The sequence below is a fragment of the Streptomyces sp. JW3 genome (assembly GCF_052216785.1).
Lineage (GTDB): Bacteria > Actinomycetota > Actinomycetes > Streptomycetales > Streptomycetaceae > Streptomyces.
Genome location: NZ_JBQOUX010000008.1, coordinates 42,084 through 57,639 on the forward strand (window position 1 = coordinate 42,084; position 15,556 = coordinate 57,639).

Consider the following 15,556-nt stretch of genomic DNA (forward strand, 5'->3'; position numbering starts at 1 on the left):
TCGTTCATCGGGGTGCCCCGGACGTACCCGTGGCGCAGACGCCCACAGACGGCTGCCTCACAATGGGAGTCATGCCGATACCCGGGACACCCAGCCGCGCCGAACTCGTCGAACACCTCACCCGCACCCGTATCGCGGGCGACGTCGCCACGCCCCGCGAGAACAACCTCTCGCACTACCGGAAGCTGGCGAACGGCGACCGCAACTACTGGCTCGGCCTGGAGCTGGGCGACCGCTGGACGGACGAGCAGGACGTGCTCGCGGTGATGGCGGAGCGGGTCGGTGTGGTGGACGACGCCGAGTTCCGCCACGGCCAGGACACCATCGACCCGGAGCTGACCGTGGCCGCTCTGGAGCGGCTGGCGGGGCGGCTGCGCAAGGCGGCCGACAGCGCGCAGCGGGTGCTGTTCGCCACCGGTCACCCCGGTGGGCTGCTGGACGTGCACCGGGCGACGGCCGCCGCGCTGCGCGCCGCCGGCTGCGAGATCGTCGTCATCCCGGAGGGGCTGCAGACCGACGAGGGGTACGTGGTGCAGTTCGCGGACGTGGCGGTGCTCGAGCACGGCGCGACGCTGTGGCACACCCACTCGGGCGAACCGATGAAGGCGATCCTCACCGGCCTGGAGCGCGCGGGCCGCCCGCTGCCGGACCTGGTCGTCGCCGACCACGGCTGGGCGGGGTACGCCGGGCAGCACGGCGTGGACTCCTGCGGGTACGCCGACTGCAACGACCCGGCGCTGTTCCTCGCCGAGGCCGAGGGCACCGTCCAGGTCACCATTCCCCTCGACGACCACGTGCTCAGCCCGCGCTACTACGACCCGATGACCGCGTACCTGCTGGCGGAGGCGGGGCTGGTCTAGGGCCTGAGTTCTCCGGGCGTCGGGTCCAGATAGACCCGGCGCACCATCGGCAGCTCGGCCCGCAGCCGCCGTTCGGCGCGTTCGCAGGTCCACTCGATCTGCTGCGCGCTCGCGCCGTCCCGGAAGTCGACCTTGGCGGCGACCAGGGCCTCCCGGGGGCCCTGGACCAGGGTGGTCAGCTCCAGGACACCCTCGATGTGCTCCTCGGCGAGCAGCTCGGCACGGATGCGGTCCCGCACCGTGCGCGGCAGCGGGCGGCCGATGAGGAACTCGGCGTTGGACCGGCCCAGCACCCAGGCCACGTAGAGCAGCAGGGCGCCGATGCACAGGGACGCGACGCCGTCGAAGACGCCGGAGCCGGTGAGCTGGCCGCCGAGCAGGCCGCCGGCCGCGAGGACGAGGCCGATCAGGGCGGCGGAGTCCTCCAGGACGACGGCCTTGACGGCGGTGTCGGGGGTGCGGCGCAGATAGCGGCCGAACGGCACCCGGGCCCGGGCCGCCTCGCCGCGGGCCTGCCGGACGCCGGTGCGCAGCGAGTAGCCCTCCAGCAGGAAGGCGACGGCGAGGACGAGGTAGGAGACGAGCGGACTGCCGAGTTCCTCGCCGTGCGTGAGGGTGTGCAGGCCGTCGTAGAAGGAGAAGACGGCGCCGCCGACGAAGGTGGCGACGGCGGCGAGCAGCGCCCAGATGTAGCGCTCGGGGCCGTGGCCCAGGGGGTGGTCCTCGTCGGCGGGGCGGACGCTGCGTTTCAGGGAGGTCAGCAGCAGCACCTCGGTGACGGTGTCGGCGACCGAGTGCGCGGCCTCCGACAGCATGGCGCTGGAGCCGCTGATCAGGCCGGCCACGGCCTTGGCGATCGCGATGCCCAGATTGGCGAGGGCGGCGACGATCACCGTGCTGGTGCTCTCGCCGCCGCCGGTCTGCTCCTGTTGTCCCGGTGGTGCCATACCCCTCAGTGTTCCCGAGGGACGCGGACCACGCCTTCCTGGATCACCGTCAGGGCGAGCCGTCCGTCCTGGGTGTAGATCCGGGCCTGGCCCAGGCCCCGGCCGCCGGACGCGGACGGCGACTGCTGGTCGTAGAGCAGCCATTCGTCGGCGCGGAACGGGCGGTGGAACCACATGGCGTGGTCCAGGGAGGCGCCGACGACGTCACCGACCGCCCAGCCGCCCCGGCCGTGCGCGAGCAGCACCGAGTCGAGCAGGGTCATGTCGGAGACGTAGGTGGCGAGGACGACGTGCAGCAGGGGGTCGTCGGCGAGTTTGCCGTCGGTGCGGAACCAGACCTGGGAGCGCGGCTCGCGCGGGCCGCCGAAGGCGCCGTACGGCGGGTCCTCGACGTGCCGCAGGTCGACGGCGGCGCGGGCCTGGAGGAACCGTTCGACGGTCTCGGCGGGCAGGTGCGGGTAGGAGCGCAGCCGGTCGGCGTTGGTGGGCAGCGTCGCCGGGTCCGGCGCGGGCGGCATCGGCGCCTGGTGGTCGAGGCCGTCCTCGTACGTCTGGAAGGACGCCGACAGGGTGAAGACCGGCTTGCCGTGCTGGACGGCGACCACCCGGCGGGTGGTGAAGGAGCGGCCGTCGCGGAGCCGGTCGACCTCGTAGACGATGGGGGCGCCCGGGTCGCCGGGGCGCAGGAAGTAGGCGTGCAGGGAGTGCGCGGGCCGGTCGGCGGGGACGGTGCGTCCGGCGGCGACCAGCGCCTGGGCGGCCACCTGCCCGCCGAACACCCGGGGGACGACGGCGGACCGGGACCGGCCGCGGAATATGTCCTGCTCGATCCGCTCCAGGTCGAGCAGATCGAGCAGCGACTCAAGTGCCTCGCTCATGCGCTGATGGTCACAGGCCCATGTTCTTCGCGATGATCATCTTCATGACCTCGCTGGTGCCGCCGTAGATCCGGTTGACGCGGTTGTCGGCGTACAGGCGGGCGATCGGGTACTCGTTCATGTAGCCGTAGCCGCCGTGCAGCTGGAGGCAGCGGTCGATGACGCGGTGCGCGACCTCGGTGGCGAACAGCTTGGCGCTGGCGGCCTCGGCGGCGGTCAGCTCCCCGGCGTCCAGGGCCTCCAGGGCGCGGTCGGCGACCGCCTCGGCGGCGTCCACCTCGGCCTGGCAGGCGGCCAGCTCGAACTTGGTGTTCTGGAAGCTGGCGACGGTCTTGCCGAAAACGGTGCGGTCCTGCACGTAACTCTTGGCGAACCGGACGGCCGCGGCGGCCTGCGCGTAGGCGCCGTAGGCGATGCCCCAGCGCTCGGAGGGCAGGTTGGCGCCGAGGTAGGAGAAGCCCTTGTTCTCCTCGCCGAGCAGGTCCTCCACCGGCACCTTCACGTCGACGAAGGCCAGCTCGGCGGTGTCGGAGGTCTTCAGCCCGAGCTTGTCGAGCTTGCGGCCCACCGAGTAGCCCTCGGACTTGGTGTCGACGGCGAACAGGGAGATGCCGTGCCGGCGGTCCTCGGCGGTCGGCGCGGCGGTGCGGGCGCAGACGATGACACGGTCGGCGTGCACGCCACCGGTGATGAAGGTCTTGGCGCCGTTCAGCACGTAGTGCGTGCCGTCCTCGCTCAGCTTGGCGGTGGACTTCATGCCCGCCAGGTCGGAGCCGGTGCCCGGCTCGGTCATCGCGATCGCCCACATCTCCTCGGCGGAGACGAACTTGGGCAGGAACCGCTTCTTCTGCTCGTCGGTGGCGAGCATCTTGAGGTACGGCAGGGCGAGCAGCACATGCACGCCGGAGCCGCCGAAGGTGACACCCGCGCGGGCGGTCTCCTCGTACTGGATCGCCTCGAACTTGTGCGACTCCAGGCCGGCGCCGCCGAACTCCTCCGGCACGTTGATGCCGAACAGGCCCAGCTCGGCGAGCTTGTAGTAGAACTCGCGGGGCACGATGCCCTCGGTGAACCACTTGTCGTACTCCGGTACGACCTCGGCCTCGATGAAGGCGCGCAGGGTCTCCCGGAACGCCTCGTGATCCTCGTTGAACACCGTACGGCGCACGGGCGCCCACCTCCACGGGTACGTATCTAAGCGCTTGCTCAGCCCACGGTACCGGTGGGTAGGGACGGGCGTCCAGGGTGGGACGGGAGTAACCCGCGTCACCCTTCGCCCGCCGCCGCGAACGCCCCCCGCGCCATCCGGTGCAACAGCCCCGCCGTCGCCGCCCGGGACGGGCGGCTCAGGTGCGGCGTGGAGTTGAGCAGCCCGAACACCGCGTGCACCGCCGACCGCGCCATGGGCTCGGAAACCCCCGGGTACAGCTCCCGCACCACCTGCACCCACAGCTCCACGTACTGCCGCTGCAACTGCCGCACCAGCTTGCGGTCGCTGTCCCGGAGGCGGTCCAGCTCACGGTCGTGCAGGGTGATGAGCGGGCGGTCGTCGAGCGCGAAGTCGATGTGCCCCTCGATCAGCGAGTCGAGGACCGCCCCGGGGGCCTCGCCGTCGGCCTCCGCGAGCCGCCGTTTCGCACCCGTCAGGAGCTGACCGCTGATGCCGACCAGCAGTTCGGCGAGCATCGCGTCCTTGCCGGCGAAGTGCCGGTACAGACCCGGACCGCTGATGCCGACCGCCGCCCCTATCTCGTCCACGCCCACCCCGTGGAACCCGCGCTCGGCGAACAGCCGCGCGGCCTCCTTGAGGATCTGCTCGCGTCGGGTCGGGGCGTCGGTTCTCGTGGCCATGGAACCAATTCTAGACAGAGAGGTTAGCGGTCGTTAACCTGTGGGACGTACGTGTTAACGCTCATTAACAAACGCTCATGGACAAAGGAGCGCGAGATGCCCGAGGCGCCGGAGCTGACGAGCGCGGCCGACCCCGCGTCGGCGGCCTTCCAGGCCAACGACGCGGCGCAGCGCGCCCTCGTCGAGGAGCTGCGGAGCAAGCTGGCCGCGGCCCGCCTCGGCGGCGGCGAGCAGGCGCGCGCCCGGCACACCGCGCGCGGCAAGCTGCTGCCGCGCGAGCGGGTGGACCGGCTGCTGGACCCCGGCTCCCCGTTCCTGGAGCTGGCCCCGCTGGCGGCGGACGGGATGTACGACGGGCAGGCCCCGGCCGCCGGGGTGATCGCCGGGATCGGCCGGGTCGGCGGCCGGGAGTGCGTGATCGTCGCCAACGACGCCACGGTCAAGGGCGGCACGTACTACCCGATGACGGTGAAGAAGCACCTGCGGGCCCAGGAGATCGCCCTGGAGAACCGGCTGCCGTGTCTGTACCTGGTGGACTCGGGCGGCGCGTTCCTGCCGATGCAGGACGAGGTCTTCCCGGACCGCGAGCACTTCGGGCGGATCTTCTACCACCAGGCCCGGATGTCCGGCGCGGGCATCCCGCAGATCGCCGCCGTCCTCGGCTCGTGCACGGCGGGCGGCGCGTACGTCCCGGCGATGAGCGACGAGGCGGTCATCGTGCGCGGTCAGGGGACCATCTTCCTGGGCGGTCCGCCGCTGGTGAAGGCCGCCACCGGCGAGGTGGTCACCGCCGAGGAACTGGGCGGCGGCGAGGTGCACGCCCGGGTGTCGGGCGTCGCCGACCACCTCGCCGAGGACGACGCGCACGCGCTGCGGATCGTCCGGACCATCGTGGAAACGCTGCCCGCGCGCGGCGCGCCGCCCTGGGAGGTGCGCCCGGTCGTCGAACCGAAGGTGGACCCGTACGGGCTGTACGGCGTCGTGCCCGCCGACTCCCGCACCCCCTACGACGTGCGCGAGGTCATCGCGCGCCTGGTGGACGGCTCCCGGTTCGCGGAGTTCAAGGCCGAGTTCGGCCAGACCCTGGTCACCGGCTTCGCCCACCTGCACGGCCATCCGGTCGGCATCGTCGCCAACAACGGCATCCTGTTCTCCGAGTCCGCCCAGAAGGGCGCCCACTTCATCGAACTGTGCGACCAGCGCGGCATCCCGCTGCTCTTCCTCCAGAACATCTCCGGGTTCATGGTCGGCAAGGACTACGAGGCGGGCGGCATCGCCAAGCACGGCGCCAAGATGGTCACCGCCGTCGCCTGCACCCGCGTACCGAAGCTGACGGTCGTGATCGGCGGCTCGTACGGCGCGGGGAACTACTCGATGTGCGGCCGGGCCTACTCGCCCCGCTTCCTGTGGATGTGGCCCGGCGCCAAGATCTCCGTGATGGGCGGCGAACAGGCCGCGTCCGTGCTGGCGACCGTCAAGCGGGACCAGCTGGCGGCGCGCGGCGAGGAATGGCCGGCCGAGGAGGAAGCGGCGTTCAAGGCCCCGGTCCGCGCCCAGTACGAACGGCAGGGCAACGCCTACTACGCCACCGCCCGGCTGTGGGACGACGGGGTGATCGACCCGCTGGAGACCCGGCAGGTCCTGGGCCTGGCCCTGACCGCGTGCGCGGGCGCGCCACTGGCCGAACCCCGGTTCGGCATCTTCCGGATGTGAGAGGGGGACACGTCATGTTCGACACCGTGCTGGTGGCCAACCGGGGCGAGATCGCCGTTCGCGTGATCCGGACGCTGCGCGCGCTGGGGGTGCGTTCGGTGGCCGTCTTCTCCGACGCCGACGCCGGCGCCCGGCACGTCCGGGAGGCGGACACGGCGGTACGGATCGGCCCGGCGCCGGCCGCCGACAGCTATCTGAGCATCTCGCGGCTGCTGGTGGCCGCCGAGCGCACCGGCGCCCAGGCGGTGCACCCGGGATACGGCTTCCTGGCGGAGAACGCGGAGTTCGCGCGGGCCTGCGAAGCCGCCGGGCTGGTCTTCGTCGGGCCGCCCGCCGACGCCATCGCGCTGATGGGCGACAAGATCCGGGCCAAGGAGACGGTGGCGGCGGCCGGCGTGCCGGTGGTCCCCGGCGGCCGCGACCCCGACCTGGCCGAGGCGGCCCGCGCGCTCGGCGCGCCGGTGCTGCTGAAACCGTCGGCGGGCGGCGGCGGCAAGGGCATGCGGCTGGTGCGGGACCTGGCGGCGCTGGACGAGGAGATCGCCGCGGCCCGCCGCGAGGCCCGCGCCTCCTTCGGCGACGACACGCTGCTGGTGGAGCGGTGGATCGACCGGCCCCGGCACATCGAGATCCAGGTGCTGGCCGACGGCCACGGGGGCGTCGTGCACCTGGGCGAGCGCGAGTGCTCGCTGCAACGCCGGCACCAGAAGATCGTCGAGGAGGCGCCCAGTGTGCTCCTGGACGAGGAGACCCGGGCCGCGATGGGCGCGGCGGCCGTGCAGGCGGCCCGCTCCTGCGGCTACCGGGGCGCGGGCACGGTGGAGTTCATCGTGCCCGGCGCCGACCCGGCCGGGTACTGCTTCATGGAGATGAACACCCGCCTCCAGGTGGAGCACCCGGTCACCGAGTACGTCACCGGGCTCGACCTGGTGGAGTGGCAGCTGCGGGTCGCGTCCGGCGAGGAACTCGGCTTCGCCCAGCGGGACGTCCGGCTCGCCGGCCACGCGGTCGAGGCCCGGCTCAGCGCGGAGGACCCGGCCAGGGGCTTCCTGCCGACCGGCGGCACGGTGCTGCGGCTGCGCGAACCGCACGGCGACGGGGTGCGCACCGACTCCGGGTTGACCGAGGGCACTGAGGTGGGCAGCCGGTACGACCCGATGCTGGCCAAGGTGATCGCGTACGGCCCGGACCGGGCGACGGCGCTGCGCAAGCTGCGCGCGGCGCTCGCCGAGACGGTGACGCTGGGGGTGCCGACCAACGCCGCGTTCCTGCGGCGGCTGCTGGCCCACCCGGCGGTGGTGGCGGGCGACCTGGACACCGGGCTGGTGGAGCGCGAGGTGGCGAACCTGGTCGTCACCGGCGTACCGGAGGAGGTGTACGAGGCGGCGGCGGCCGTCCGGCTGGACGCGCTGACCCCGAAGGGCGACGGCTGGACGGACCCGTTCGCGGTGCCGAGCGGGTGGCGGCTGGGCGGGGAGCCGAAGCCGCCGGCCTTCCACCTGCGCGTCGGCGATCCCGTCGAGTACACCCCGCGCGGCACCCACACCGTCGCCGACGACACCGTCACCGTCACCCTGGACGGCGTCCGGCACACCTTCCACCGGGCCGGCGACTGGCTCGGCCGGGACGGTGCCGCCTGGCAGGTGCGGGACCACGACCCGGTCGCCGCCTCCCTCACCCGCGCCGCGCACGCGGGCGCCGACTCGCTGACCGCGCCGATGCCGGGCACGGTGACGGTGGTGAAGGCCGCCGTCGGCGACGAGGTGGCCGCCGGGCAGAGCCTGCTGGTGGTCGAGGCGATGAAGATGGAGCACGTCATCTCCGCCCCGCACGCCGGCACGGTCACCGAACTCGACGTCGCCCCCGGCACGACGGTCGCCATGGACCAGGTGCTGGCCGTCATCGCCCCCGCCGAGGAGATCCCGTGACCCTGCCCATGACCGTCCCGGCGGCCGGCCTGCCGGCCCGCGTCCGCATCCACGAGGTCGGCCCCCGCGACGGCCTCCAGAACGAGCGGGCGACCGTCCCGACCGCCGTCAAGGCCGACTTCGTGCGCCGGCTGGCCGAGTCGGGGCTGACCACGATCGAGGCGACCAGTTTCGTGCACCCCGGGTGGGTGCCCCAACTGGCCGACGCGGAAGAGCTGTTCCCGCAGGTCGCCGCGCTCCCGGTCGCCCTGCCGGTGCTGGTCCCCAACGAACGCGGCCTGGACCGGGCGCTCGCCCTCGGCGCCCGCCGGGTCGCCGTCTTCGCCAGTGCCACCGAGTCCTTCGCCAAGGTCAACCTCAACCGCACGGTGGACGAGTCGCTGGCCATGTTCGCGCCGGTGGTGGCCCGCGCCAAGGCCGCCGGCGGGCACGTGCGCGGCTATCTGTCGATGTGCTTCGGCGACCCCTGGGAGGGCGCCGTCCCGGTCCCCCAGGTGGTCCGGGTCTGCCGGGCGCTGCTCGACCTCGGCTGCGACGAACTGAGCCTCGGCGACACCATCGGGGCCGCCACCCCCGGGCACGTCACCGCCCTGTTGGACGAGCTGACCGCCCAGGGCGTGCCGGTAGCGGCCCTCGGCGTCCACTTCCACGACACCTACGGCCAGGCCCTGGCCAACACCCTCGCCGCGCTCCAGCGGGGCGTCAGCACCGTCGACGCCTCGGCGGGCGGCCTCGGCGGCTGCCCGTTCGCCAAGTCGGCCACCGGCAACCTGGCCACCGAGGACCTGGTGTGGATGCTGCGCGGCCTCGGCATCGACACCGGCGTCGACCTCGACCGGCTCGTCGCCACCAGCGTCTGGATGGCCGCCCACCTGAACCGGCCCAGTCCGTCGCGTACCGTCCGCGCTCTCTCCCACAAGGACCAGTGATCAGCATGGACCACCGGCTCTCCCCCGAACTGGACGAACTGCGCCGCACCGTCGAGGAGTTCGCGCACGACGTGGTCGCCCCCAAGATCGGCGACTTCTACGAGCGGCACGAGTTCCCCTACGAGATCGTCCGCGAGATGGCCCGGATGGGGCTGTTCGGACTGCCCTTCCCCGAGGAGTACGGCGGGATGGGCGGCGACTACCTCGCCCTCGGCGTCGTCCTGGAGGAACTGGCCCGGGTGGACTCCTCGGTGGCCATCACCCTGGAGGCGGGCGTCTCGCTGGGCGCGATGCCGATCCATCTCTTCGGCACCGAGGAGCAGAAGCGGACCTGGCTGCCGAGGCTGTGCGCCGGCGAGATCCTGGGCGCCTTCGGGCTGACCGAGCCGGACGGCGGCTCGGACGCGGGCGCCACCCGGACCACGGCCCGGCTGGACGAGCCGGCCGGCGAGTGGGTGATCAACGGCACCAAGTGCTTCATCACCAACTCCGGTACGGACATCACCGGCCTGGTCACGGTCACCGCCATCACCGGCCGCACACCCGACGGCGCCCCTCGCATCTCCTCGATCATCGTGCCGGCGGGCACCCCCGGCTGCACCGTCGCCCCGCCGTACTCGAAGGTCGGCTGGAACGCCTCCGACACCCGGGAGCTGTCCTTCGACGACGTCCGGGTGCCGGCCGCCAACCTGCTGGGCCAACAGGGCCGGGGCTACGCCCAGTTCCTGCGCGTCCTGGACGAGGGCCGGATCGCGATCGCGGCGCTGGCGACCGGTCTGGCGCAGGGCTGTGTGGACGAGTCGGTGAAGTACGCCAAGGAGCGGCACGCCTTCGGGCGGCCGATCGGGGCCAACCAGGCCATCCAGTTCAAGGTCGCGGACATGGAGATGAAGGCGCACACCGCCCGGCTGGCCTGGCGGGACGCGGCCTCCCGGCTGGTGGCGGGCGAGCCGTTCAAGAAGGAGGCGGCGCTGGCGAAGTTGTACTCGTCGACGGTCGCGGTGGACAACGCCCGGGACGCCACGCAGATCCACGGCGGGTACGGGTTCATGAACGAGTATCCGGTGGCCCGGATGTGGCGGGACGCCAAGATCCTGGAGATCGGCGAGGGCACCAGCGAGGTGCAGCGGATGCTGATCGCCCGGGAGCTGGGACTGGTGAGCTGAGGTTAGGCTACCCTGCCTTCGAAATGTCCGTTCGAGTGATCGGCGGACGCTCCGCTCCGTTTGAAAGCAGCCACGCCATGTCCAACGCCAGAGCCACCTTCCTGAGCCGCCGCGGCATCCTCGCGGCCGGCGGCGCCCTCGGCCTCGGTGCCGCGCTCACGGCCTGCGGGAGCGACGACAAAGACAGTGGCTCGGCGGACGGGGCAGGCACCGGCAAGTCCGGCCCCTGGACGTTCAAGGACGACCGCGGCACCACGGTGAAGCTCGACCAGGTGCCCACGAGCATCGTCGCCTTCACCGGAGTCGCCGCCGCCCTGTACGACTACGGCGTCCAGGTCAAGGGCGTCTTCGGCCCGACGACGACGAAGGACGGCAAGGCCGACGTGCAGGCCGGCGACATGGACGTCAGCAAGGTGACCGTGCTCGGCAACGCCTGGGGCAAGCTCAACGTCGAGAAGTACGCCGCCCTCGCCCCCGAGGTGCTGATCACCACCACGTTCGACGACGCGGGCACCCTGTGGTCGGTGCCGGAGGAGTCCAAGGACAAGATCGCCAAGCTGGCGCCGAGCGTCGCGATCTCCGTCTTCGACCGGCAGCTCACCAAGCCGCTCCAGCGGATGTGGGAGCTGGCCGAGTCGCTGGGCGCGGACCTGACGGCCGCCAAGACCGTCCAGGCGAAGAAGGACTTCGAGGCCGCCGCCGAGCGGCTGCGCAAGGCCGCCAAGGCCCGCCCCGAGATCAAGGTGCTGGCCGGTTCCGCGAGCCCCGACCTGTTCTACGTCTCCGGCACCAACCTCTCCGTGGACCTGGAGTACTTCAAGGCCCTCGGGGTGAACTTCGTCGAGCCCCCGGAGTCCGCCAAGAAGGCGACCGGCGGCTGGTTCGAGTCGCTGAGCTGGGAGAACGTCGACAAGTACCCGGCCGACGTGATCATCATGGACGACCGCTCCTCGACCATCCAGCCCGCCGACATCACCGAGGGCACCTGGAAGAAGCTGCCCGCGGTCAAGGCCGGCCAGGTCATCTCGCGCTCCCCCGAGCCGATCCTGTCCTACGACAAGTGCACGCCGCTGCTCACCAACCTGGCCGAGGCCATCGAGAAGGCGAAGAAGGTCAGCTGACCCCTCCCCGTCCCGCACGAGCCGCCCGTCCTCCCCGGACGTGGCGGCTCGACGCGTTTCCGGGGGGGGGCTGTTGCCAGAGCGAGAAGAGTTAGTTAGGTTAGCCTTACCTAAGCAACTCGCTGGTGCGAGAAGCTCAGTAACTCCCCGAAAGTGCCCCCACATGCGGAAACTGATCGACTGGACGGCCGCCCAGGCCGGCCTCGGCCCCCTCGCCGGCGGGATGTTCACCTCCGACGGCACCGAGTCCACCCGCCAGGCCCTGCTGCTGGCCCGCGCCCGAACGGCCCCCGAAGCCGCGGGGAAACTCCGCGTCCTGGTCTCCGCGGCCGCCCACCTGGGCGTACGGAAAGCGGCGCGCGCGCTCGGTCTCGGTCCGGGCGCCGTCGTGCCGGTCCCCGTCGACCGCCACCACCGGATGCACACCGTGGCCCTCGCCCGCGAGTTGGAGCGCTGCCTCGGCGCGGACCTGGTCCCGCCGGCCGTCGTCGCCACCGCCGGGACCCCCGACCTCGGCGCCATCGACCCGCTGCCGGAGACGGCCGCGCTGTGCGCGCGGTACGGCGCGTGGCTGCATGTGGACGCCGGCCACGGCTGCGGACTGTTCGCCTCCGCGAAATACCGGGACCGGCTGGCCGGCGTCGAGCGGGCCGACTCGGTCGCCGTCGACTACGGCACGGCCTTCTTCCAGCCGGCCGGCCCGGCCGCCCTGCTGGTCCGGGACGCGGCCGTACTGCGGCACACCGCCGCGCACCCCGCGGTCCGCCCCGCCGTCCCCGATGTCCTGCACCTGTGGCGGACGTTGCGGATCCTGGGCACCGACGGCGTCGGACAGCTCTTCGACGAGGTGTGCGACCTGGCGGCCGAGGGCTGGAAACTGCTCGCCGCCGACCCCCGCTTCGACGTGGTCGCCGAACCCGCCCTGTCCACGCTGGTGTTCCGCTACATCCCGGCGGCCGTGACCGCCCCGGCCCGGATCGACCGGGCCAACCTGTACGCCCGCAAAGCCCTCTTCGCCGCCGGTGACCCGGTGGTGGCGGGCGCCGAGGTGGCCGGCCGGCACTACCTGCGGCTCACCCTGCTCGACCCCGCGACCACCCCGGCCGACCTGACCGCCGTATTCGATCTGATCGCCGGCCACGCCGAGCGCTATCTGGGAGAGCGACTTGTCCGCGCGAGCTGAACCGCCCTTCGTCTTCCGTGCCCTGGACCCGCTGCGGGACTCCGCCCTCGTGCACCGCTGGGTCACCCACCCCCGAGCCGCCGCCTGCTGGCTCAGGCCGAACGCGAAACTGGTGGAGGTCGAACGGGCCTGCATGCGGATGGCCGCCGACGAACAGCACCGGCCGCTGCTCGCCCTGCGGGCCGGCCGGCCCGCCTTCCTGATGGTGACCTACGACCCGGCCGGCGTGTACGAGGCCGAGCCCGGCGACCTCGGCATGCGGCTGCTGCCCGCGCCGGCCCTGGTCCCGGCGCGCGGCCTCCTCCTCGGCGCCGCCCTGGCCCGCCTCTTCCGGGACCCGGCGGTCCGGCGCGTCGTCACCCCGGAACTGCCCGGCGAGCGGTCCGAGCGCGCCTCCCTCCTCACCTTCTGCACCCGGGAAGAGTTCCTCGGGACGGCCGCGGCGGCCGTCTGAACCGGCGCCCTCCCGGGCGGGGCACCCGCCGGGAGACAATCCCCGTATGGCGGAAATCATCCAGAAGGACGGCACCTGGGCCTTCGACGGGGACGCCCTGCGCCTGACGCCCGGCCGGGACAAGAACGTCGGCCTGCTCCGCAGAGAACTGGGCGAACTCGTCGTACCACTCGGCGCGTTGGCCGGGATCTCGTTCGAGCAGGGCAAGAAGGCCGGCCGGCTGCGGCTCAGGCTGCGCGACGGCGCCGATCCACTGCTGCACGCCACCGGCGGCCGGCTCACCGAGCCGCACGACCCGTACCAGCTGATCGTCGAGGCCGACCGCTACGGCGTGGCCGAGTACTTCACCGACGAGGTGCGCGGCGCGCTGCTCCTGGACGGGGTGCCGGCCGATCCGGTCGGCGCGTACCTGCTGCCGGGTCCGGCGGTACCGCTCTCCGTCTCCGCCGGGGACGGCTCCGCGAGCTTCGACGGCGAGCGGGTGCGGCTGGAGTGGAACTGGAAGACGGAGGACGCCAAGGTCGCGGCCGGCACCCGGGTGCTGCCGCTGGCCGACATCACCGCCGTCCAGTGGCTGCCGTCGATCGGTCTGGACAACGGGCATCTGCGGTTCACGGTGCGCGGCACGCCGACCAAGGCACCGCCCAAGTACGACCCGAACGCCATCGAGCTGTGGGGGTTCAAGAAGGACCCCCTGATGGCCCTGGTGGCCGCCGCGGTGCAGGCCCGCCTGCCGCACCCGGCGACTCGCCCGGACCGGTCCCCCGCCGCCGGGCAGCCCGCCGCGCCCGCCCCCGTCGAGGACGACCACGACGCCCTGCTGCGCCGGCTGCGGGAACTGGGCGAACTGCACCGCGACGGCGTCCTGACCGACGACGAGTTCGCGCTGGCCAAGACGGCGGTACTGAAGCGGATGTGAGCTACTTCGCCTTGCGGGCCACGGTGAAGTGGTCGACCTGCTCGCCGGTCTCGGCGATGCCGCGCACCTTCAGGGTGGCGGTGCGGCCCTTGGCGGCCGGGGTGACGTCGACCCGCAGGAAGGAGTAGTCGAGGTAGCGCACCCGCGACCAGGCGACGGTCTCGCTCTGCTTGCCGCCGTCGACGCAGATGAACGAGGCGACGGACTCGTTGTCCTTGACGTTGCCCTCGTAGGATTCGTCGGCGCTGAAGGCGTACAGGCTCTTGCCGGCCGCGCCCGCGGTGACGTAGACGACGCCCTCGGTCTCGGGGTAGGCGGTGCCGCCGATCGGGAGCTTCTTGACCACCTCGCCGTTCTTGATGACGTCGGTGCGCTCGTAGACGTGGTTGTGGCCGTTGATGACCAGGTCCACGGTGTACTTCTCGAACAGCGGCACCCACTCGTCGCGCACCCCGCCCTCGGAGGCGTGCGCGGTGGAGGTGCAGTAGGCGCAGTGGTGGAAGAAGACGACGACGAAGTCGATGTCCTTGTCCGCGCGGTAGGACTTGAGCTTGCGCTCCAGCCAGGTGGTCTGGGTGCCGCCGGAGATGCCGAGGTTGGCCGGGATCTCGAAGGAGATGTCGTTGGCGTCCAGCGAGATGACCGCGGTGTTGCCGTGCACGAAGGAGTAGACGCCGGGCAGGTTGTCCTGGTCGGGGCCGTTGCCGGGCAGCTCCCAGCGGGCGTTCTCGCCGCCGTAGCCGTTGGGCGAGTACCAGGCTTCCATGTCGTGGTTGCCGTACGCGACCATCCACGGGACCTGCTTGGCGACCGACTCGGTCTGGTACAGGAACTGGTCCCAGACCCGGGAGTCGAAGCCGGCGTCGGTGGCCTTGCCCTGGCCGGCCGGGTCGCCGTAGGCGATGTCGCCGGCGTGCAGGTGGAAGGCCGGGTTCTGGGCGAGGATCAGCGCGTCGTTGGCCAGGCCGTGGTAGCTGACGCCCTGGTCGCCGAAGGCGGTGAAGGTGAACGGCTCGGCCTTGGCGGGGGCGGTGGTGAAGGTGCCGAGGGTGCCGGCGAGGTGCGCCTCGGCCGGGTCGAAGCCGGCGTGGCCGACCCCGTAGTAGTAGGTCCGGCCGGGCTTGAGGTGGGTGAGCTTGGCGTGCAGGTAGTACTGCGTGTAGTCGCCGCTGGCGCCGACGCCGGCCGGGGTGTAGAGGGTGCGGACCTCGACGTCGATCTTGCGGGAGAGGTCCCAGGGGTGGGCGCCGATCCGGATGAACGGCTTCTTGACGGCGACCGGCACCTGCCAGGAGACGGTCATCTCGGTGCGCGGGTCGGTGCCGTAGGCCAGGTGCCGGCCGAAGGGGGCGACCAGGGCGCCGTCGACGGTCTCGGTGCTCGCCTTCGACGAGGCCGGCGTGGCGGCCTGGGCGGCGCCGCCCGCCACGTAGCCGCCGCCGACGACGGCACCGAGCGTGACCGCGCCGCCCCGCACCAGCGTGCGGCGCGAGAACTTGGAGCGCAGGTACTCGTGCTGTTCGGCCATGCTCATCCGCGCGGCCAGCTGCTCGGGAACGCCCATACGAGGTATGTCCATGGCGTCTGAAACTCGTCTCCCGAGGCAA

At 72.3% G+C, this 15,556-nt stretch carries 13 protein-coding genes and 1 pseudogene; 9 read left to right on the forward strand and 5 right to left on the reverse strand.

Annotation, left to right across the window (positions count from 1 at the left end; genetic code table 11):
- The first annotated feature begins 71 nt into the window (after nt 1-71).
- A complete protein-coding gene (locus tag ACTT8P_RS05770) occupies nt 72-860 on the forward strand; it encodes a phosphatase (protein ID WP_442830431.1) in 789 nt (262 codons plus the stop codon).
- Here the strand turns inward: ACTT8P_RS05770 and ACTT8P_RS05775 are convergent.
- From ACTT8P_RS05775 to ACTT8P_RS05790, 4 genes are all read right to left on the reverse strand, one after another.
- Complete coding sequence (locus ACTT8P_RS05775) at nt 857-1,807, reverse strand: cation diffusion facilitator family transporter (protein ID WP_442830432.1); 951 nt, start codon at nt 1,805-1,807, stop codon at nt 857-859. The two genes, ACTT8P_RS05770 and ACTT8P_RS05775, sit on opposite strands and share 4 nt — an antisense overlap.
- Before the next feature lie 5 nt (nt 1,808-1,812).
- A complete protein-coding gene (locus tag ACTT8P_RS05780) occupies nt 1,813-2,685 on the reverse strand; it encodes an acyl-CoA thioesterase (protein ID WP_442830433.1) in 873 nt (290 codons plus the stop codon).
- Nucleotides 2,686-2,695: 10 nt separating this feature from the next.
- Nucleotides 2,696-3,853 (reverse strand): acyl-CoA dehydrogenase family protein, encoded by a 1,158-nt coding sequence (locus tag ACTT8P_RS05785; RefSeq protein WP_442830434.1) that lies wholly within the window; start codon nt 3,851-3,853, stop codon nt 2,696-2,698.
- Between the two features lie 98 nt (nt 3,854-3,951).
- Nucleotides 3,952-4,536 carry an SACE_7040 family transcriptional regulator gene (locus tag ACTT8P_RS05790; protein WP_442830435.1) on the reverse strand — a complete coding sequence of 195 codons (585 nt, stop codon included), beginning with the start codon at nt 4,534-4,536 and terminating at the stop codon, nt 3,952-3,954.
- A gap of 96 nt (nt 4,537-4,632) precedes the next feature.
- Between ACTT8P_RS05790 and ACTT8P_RS05795 the strand changes: the two genes are divergently transcribed.
- From ACTT8P_RS05795 to ACTT8P_RS05830, 8 genes and pseudogenes are all read left to right on the forward strand, one after another.
- On the forward strand, nt 4,633-6,249 hold the full coding sequence (locus tag ACTT8P_RS05795) for a carboxyl transferase domain-containing protein (protein WP_442830436.1): 1,617 nt from the start codon (nt 4,633-4,635) through the stop codon (nt 6,247-6,249).
- 14 nt (nt 6,250-6,263) lie between these two features.
- A complete protein-coding gene (locus ACTT8P_RS05800) occupies nt 6,264-8,177 on the forward strand; it encodes an ATP-binding protein (RefSeq protein ID WP_442830437.1) in 1,914 nt (637 codons plus the stop codon).
- An 8-nt stretch (nt 8,178-8,185) separates the two neighbouring features.
- Complete coding sequence (locus tag ACTT8P_RS05805; RefSeq protein ID WP_442830488.1) at nt 8,186-9,106, forward strand: hydroxymethylglutaryl-CoA lyase; 921 nt, start codon at nt 8,186-8,188, stop codon at nt 9,104-9,106.
- A 5-nt stretch (nt 9,107-9,111) separates the two neighbouring features.
- The gene (locus ACTT8P_RS05810; RefSeq protein ID WP_442830438.1) at nt 9,112-10,272 is read left to right on the forward strand and encodes an acyl-CoA dehydrogenase family protein; all 1,161 of its coding nucleotides are present in this window, start codon (nt 9,112-9,114) and stop codon (nt 10,270-10,272) included.
- A 77-nt stretch (nt 10,273-10,349) separates the two neighbouring features.
- Nucleotides 10,350-11,393 carry an ABC transporter substrate-binding protein gene (locus ACTT8P_RS05815; RefSeq protein ID WP_442830439.1) on the forward strand — a complete coding sequence of 348 codons (1,044 nt, stop codon included), beginning with the start codon at nt 10,350-10,352 and terminating at the stop codon, nt 11,391-11,393.
- Between the two features lie 166 nt (nt 11,394-11,559).
- A pseudogene (locus ACTT8P_RS05820) lies at nt 11,560-12,576 on the forward strand (pyridoxal phosphate-dependent decarboxylase family protein); the annotation flags it as partial.
- A complete protein-coding gene (locus ACTT8P_RS05825; protein WP_442830440.1) occupies nt 12,560-13,030 on the forward strand; it encodes a GNAT family N-acetyltransferase in 471 nt (156 codons plus the stop codon). The pseudogene ACTT8P_RS05820 and the gene ACTT8P_RS05825, both read left to right, overlap by 17 nt.
- A gap of 46 nt (nt 13,031-13,076) precedes the next feature.
- On the forward strand, nt 13,077-13,949 hold the full coding sequence (locus ACTT8P_RS05830) for a DUF4429 domain-containing protein (protein WP_442830441.1): 873 nt from the start codon (nt 13,077-13,079) through the stop codon (nt 13,947-13,949).
- A gap of 1 nt (nt 13,950) precedes the next feature.
- Here the strand turns inward: ACTT8P_RS05830 and ACTT8P_RS05835 are convergent, their stop codons facing one another.
- A complete protein-coding gene (locus ACTT8P_RS05835) occupies nt 13,951-15,513 on the reverse strand; it encodes a purple acid phosphatase family protein (protein ID WP_442830489.1) in 1,563 nt (520 codons plus the stop codon).
- Nucleotides 15,514-15,556 lie beyond the last annotated feature (43 nt).